5 protein-coding genes are annotated in these 4,738 nt (G+C 68.6%); all 5 read right to left on the minus strand.

Annotated features, from left to right (window positions below; genetic code table 11):
* Nucleotides 1–1,333: phage tail-collar fiber domain-containing protein (locus tag AC1DYI_RS26845; RefSeq protein ID WP_477207181.1), on the minus strand; the 1,333-nt coding region annotated here is incomplete at its 3' end.
* A gap of 10 nt (nt 1,334–1,343) precedes the next feature.
* Entirely contained in the window at nt 1,344–2,537 is a 1,194-nt protein-coding gene (locus AC1DYI_RS26850; protein ID WP_477207182.1) for a phage tail protein I, read from the minus strand.
* Complete coding sequence (locus AC1DYI_RS26855) at nt 2,530–3,417, minus strand: baseplate assembly protein (RefSeq protein WP_477207183.1); 888 nt, start codon at nt 3,415–3,417, stop codon at nt 2,530–2,532. Before AC1DYI_RS26855 ends, AC1DYI_RS26850 begins: the two co-directional genes overlap by 8 nt.
* A complete protein-coding gene (locus AC1DYI_RS26860) occupies nt 3,414–3,794 on the minus strand; it encodes a GPW/gp25 family protein (protein WP_477207184.1) in 381 nt (126 codons plus the stop codon). Before AC1DYI_RS26860 ends, AC1DYI_RS26855 begins: the two co-directional genes overlap by 4 nt.
* Nucleotides 3,791–4,492, minus strand: coding sequence for a phage baseplate assembly protein V (locus AC1DYI_RS26865; protein WP_477207185.1), 702 nt, complete (start codon nt 4,490–4,492; stop codon nt 3,791–3,793). Before AC1DYI_RS26865 ends, AC1DYI_RS26860 begins: the two co-directional genes overlap by 4 nt.
* Between the last annotated feature and the right edge of the window lie 246 nt (nt 4,493–4,738).

Raw genomic sequence — 4,738 nt, forward strand, 5'->3', positions numbered from 1 at the left:
TGTCGAAGCTGTGGCTGTGGGCGCCAGAGCTGCCCGTGGTGCCAGCGTGGTTGTGCGCACCGGCGTTGCCGCTGCTCGCCGTGTGAGTGTGGGCGCCGCTGCTGGCGCTGCTTGCCGTGTGGGCGTGRCCGCCTGCGGCTGCGCTTGAGGCGGCGTGGTTGTGGGCCTGGAAGGCGGCCGCCTGCTCGCTGCCGAAGATGCGGTTGCTATCCACGCCGCGGCTATCGTCCCACGCGCGGCTGAAGTTGCCGCGATCGTCGGGCAGGTTGAAGGTCGAGCTGCCGTTGCCTGCGCCATAGGTCGTGCCGATGGCGGCGAATAGCGCGGCGTAGGTGGTGCGGCTGACTGCGGCGCCGTTGCACTTCAGCCAGCCCGTGGGGATGGCCGACCGGTAGAACTCGCCCTTCATGCCGATGGGTGCCGCCTTCGCCAGAAGGGCATCGACGTCGGCCTTGGAGTAGATCTCCAGGTTCGTGCGGGCAGTCGCCTTGTTGACCACATCCGACAGGTTGTTCTGACGCTGYAGGGGAATGCCTGCCATGCCCTGCGGTTCGTTCTGCGCGGCGATCAGCTCGTGGGCGCCGCTGACGGGTGTGTTCAGCGTCAGTCGCGTGTCGACCTCTGGGTCCGGCGTCCAGTCACCGGGCGGCAGGCGCAGGCCGTCGACGTAGAGGACCAGGCCGAGCGTGGTGGTCTGGGTCAGGTTGACGACGGACTGGCCGTTAACGAGCTGCTGCACCTCTTCGATCGGGTCAACCACGACCGAGGCCACGTCGGGATCGGACCAGACGACGTCGCCGTCGTCGTTGCTCGCCTTGGCCAGGACCTGGCCGGTCGTGCCGCCGGGCAGCAAGAAGGCGGGATTGATGGTGTTGAGCACCCACTGCTGGCTGGCCACCGCCACGTTCGGGTCGATCTGCAGGGTGACGATGTCCGCGTTGGCCACGGCGAATTTAAGACGCACGACGGCGTCCGAGGTGGCGCCTTCGTCGAGCACGGGCTTGTAAACGTCCGGCAGGTTGCCGTAGGCGTACAGGCCGGCGTTGGCATCGATCACCCCGACCTCGCGCAGCACGAAGCCGCCCTCGGCCGCGGGGATGATGCCCTCGACGGTGAACATGCCGGGCGGGTCGCTCGGCTCCTGGTAGACGCGGTTGATGGGGGCGCGGTAGACCTCGCGCGCGAGCTGTGTGGCCTGTGGGTCGGGCGTGACGGGCACGCCGCCGCCATCGCCCCAGACCATGTGGGTGAGCAAGATGGGCGAGCCGGTGGCCTCGGCCTCGGCGTTCGCGGCCAGGCCGTAGTCGGTGTGGATGCTCTGGTAGAGGGCCATGGGGTTGCGGCTAGAACGAGGAGAACGGAGCCATTGGTGGCGTGAAGTCGGCGGTGTAAACGGCCGACTCGCATACGCGGATCTCGTCGAGGTGGCCGGCCAGGCCGTTGGCGCCAGACAGGTCCGCGCCGAAGGCGAAGGTGGTGGTTTGGATCTTGGTGTCGGCCAAGGTGTTGGAGGCGACGAGTCGGCCGCCGATGTACAGGCGGAACTCGCCAGCTTCCCGCACGAGCGCCACGTGGGTCCAGACGTCGCTCGGGATTTCAGTGGCCGCGCTGGCGGCGATCGCGGTCACCACCACGTCGCCGGCGCCATTGAAGAGGGCCGTGAGGCGGTGGGGCACGGTCGAGCCCGAGCGGGCGAGCCAGACACTGTTGCCGAGCTGCGCGTAGCGGGCATCGGCGGTGGAGCCGGCGGCTGCCGGGTTGACGAATAGCTCCACCGTGAAGTCGGATAGGCGAGGTGGCTCGTTCTGAAGTTCGGCGGTGATCCAGCCCGCACCATCCAGCACGATCGAGCCGCCGAACCTGCCTTCGTAGTAGTCGATCGCCGCGTTGCCGTTGGGCATGCACAGCCAACGCGTCGGCGAGGCGTTACCCAGCGTGCCGTCTGGGCCATCGACATCGAGGTGCATCAGCAGCAACGGCGTCGGCTGCGGGTCGGGTAGCTCGCCGCCATAGTCGAGCTGAATGTTGAAGCCCATAATCGGCGCACCGGCCGTGTACAGCGTGGTGCGCGACTGGACCTCGAGGCGCAGTTCGTCGAGATGAGAGCGGACGTTCTTCGTGCGCTCGATGAGCGCAAGCAGCAGATCGAGCTGTTGCTGGCTGAAGCCGGCGCCCTCCGCGGTGATGACCAGGTCGTAGGTGTAGGGCGTGCCAAGCGGGACTTGGTTGAACCACTCGATGACCTGAGCGCCCAGGCCCATGCTTTCGACTGTCGAGACGACGGCGCCGATGGTGCCCTTGGTGCGTTTGACCGCCAGGGCCGACGTGATGGCGGCGCGCTTTTGCGCCTCGGTCCAGGTGACGTCCCATTCCTCGACGCCGAAGGCCCAGGCGAGCCAGGGCAGCATGTGGCTGGCGCAGCGTTGGGGCGACCATTCGTCGCGGATCTCCACGGGCAGGCTTGTCGCGCGCTCGGCGGCGAGGCTCGTCTGGCGCAGCAGCTCGGTGGCGCTGGGGGGCAGGAGGTGATCAGCCAATTTCCGGCCCCGCGGTCAGGGTGATGCTCAGGCAGTGCGAAGCCTGCCCCTCGGCGACGACGATGTCGGCCAAGGGCGAAGCGAGCTGAACGCGTGTGACGCCGGGCTGGTGCAGCGACTGGTAGATGCCAGACAGGCTCGCGCCCTGGTTCAGGCGCCTTGCACCGCCCACATAAGCCTGGCAGGCGGCCAAAGCCGCCAGGCGGATGGTCTCCGCGTCAGGGCCGTTGGACACCACCAGGTGACCCTGAACGGTGTACGTGACGATGCTGGCCGACAGCACGGTGACGTGGTCGGTCATGGGCCGCACGGTGTCGGCATCGAGCGCCTCGGCGACGGTGATCAGCAGCTCGGGCGGTGCAGTGCCATCGCCGGCGTAGGCGAGCACGTAGACGGTGACGTAGCCCGGGGCCGGGCTGGAGGCAGCAGCGTCCTGGACTTCGGCCGAGGCGGTGCGCGCGTGGTACTCGTAGCTGGCCGCGCTGCCGGCGGTGCTGAAACGCTCAAGCGACAGCAAGATGCGGGTGCGGAAGTCCGTGTCCGCCTCCATCACGTCGTCCACCGGCGGGATGGCGTCCGGGTCGCCTGGGGTGAGCACCAGGCGCGGGATGCCGTAGTTGGCGCCGATCTGGTCCAGGTCGGTGCCGGCGGCGTAGGCCAGCATGACCGCCTTGGACGCTTCGTTGATGCGCTGGCGCAGCAGCAGCTCACGGTAGGCGACCACCTGCAGCAGTGCAGTGACCGGCTCCGATTCGAGATCGAGCAGGTCGGCGAGCTCGGGCAGGCGGGCGATGGCGTCGGCCTTCAGCTCGGCCAGGATCGTCTCGAAGCCGAGCGCGTCGATGATGGCTGGCGGGGCCAGCAGGGACAGGTCGATCATGCGGAGGCCTGCAGATGGATCGGAAGACGCAGCGCGAGCAACTGCTTGGGGCCGTCCGGCGGAACGTAGGTGCCTTCGAGTACCAGCTCGGCGGTGCCCGGGGTGGCGCCACTCGCCAATTGCCCGAGCTGCACGCGGCTGATGCGCAACCGCGGCTCCCACCGCATCAGCGCACCGGCGACAGCCGCGAACAGGCGCACGCGGGTCGTGGGGTTGTCGGGCTGGTCGATCAGCTCGGGCAGCAGGCTGCCGAAGCTGCGGCGCATGACGCGCGAGCCGACCGGGGTGAAGAGGATGGTGGCGATGGACTGGCGCAGGTGGGCCATGTCCGACAGCGCGGCACCCGAGGTCGCGCTCATGCCGATGGCGGTGCTCATGCCGGCGGGTCCGTCTTCGCCAGGCCGCGATCGATGCCACCGTGCGTGTGGTTGATCAGGCTGATGCCGCCAGCGACCACGTCGCCCGTGGCGTGCATGTGGCCGTTGAGTTGAATCGGGCCGTTCCAGGTGGTGGCGTCGGCGTTGACGGTGAGATGGTCGACGTTGATCGTTCCGCCGGTACCCGTGACCGTGAAGCTGCTGCTGGGCGGCAGCGCTGCACTGAGGGCATGGCTGGCGTGGTCGTAGGTCAGCGTCGCACCGTCCGGGTAGTGGGTGGTGTGCACCGAGGCGCTGCTGCTGGGCGCCGCAGCGCTGGCGCTGTAGAGGCCGACGATGGCGACCGCCGCCGCTGTGTCGCCGCCGGGGCTCAGCAGCAGGCATTGCTCGCCGACGGTGGGTGGGCTCCAGTGCTGGGTCTCGCCGGCGCGCTGGGCGAACCAGGGCACCCAGTTGCTGAGCAGCTCGCCGGATTTGACGCGGCAGCGCGCAGCACCCAGGTCCACCTCGGCGATGGTGCCGTAGCGCAGCAGCTGCTCAAGGCGGCGGATCAGTTCGGTGACAGTGACACCCTGCATGCCGGCATGGTGCCGAAGTGCGTCGCGCGAGACACGCGTGTGCTGGATGGCAGGCGACGTGCAGACCCGTGTATTCCGGTCGCTCTGGCCGACGCGACGCGGGTCGCCCCGGCCAGCCACGCGCCGCCATCCTGGCGCCTCGCGTCTGTCGCCCGCCACACCCCCAAAGGAGGGATGTCGTGCAGCTAGCGTGGCCTGCTCAATGTCGCGCTTTCAACGACTCGTCAGGAGGCGTCCCGGTGCCAAGCTCCACGCAACGCTTTGTTCGTCCCCTCAAGCGGGTGTCGCAGTCCAAGCCTGCTGGCGGCGGCAAGAACGACAAAGCCTTCCCGTTCGCCAAACTGGCGGCCGCGTTGACCTTCCTGG

It is taken from the genome of Ideonella sp. P3_A4 (assembly GCF_056403075.1).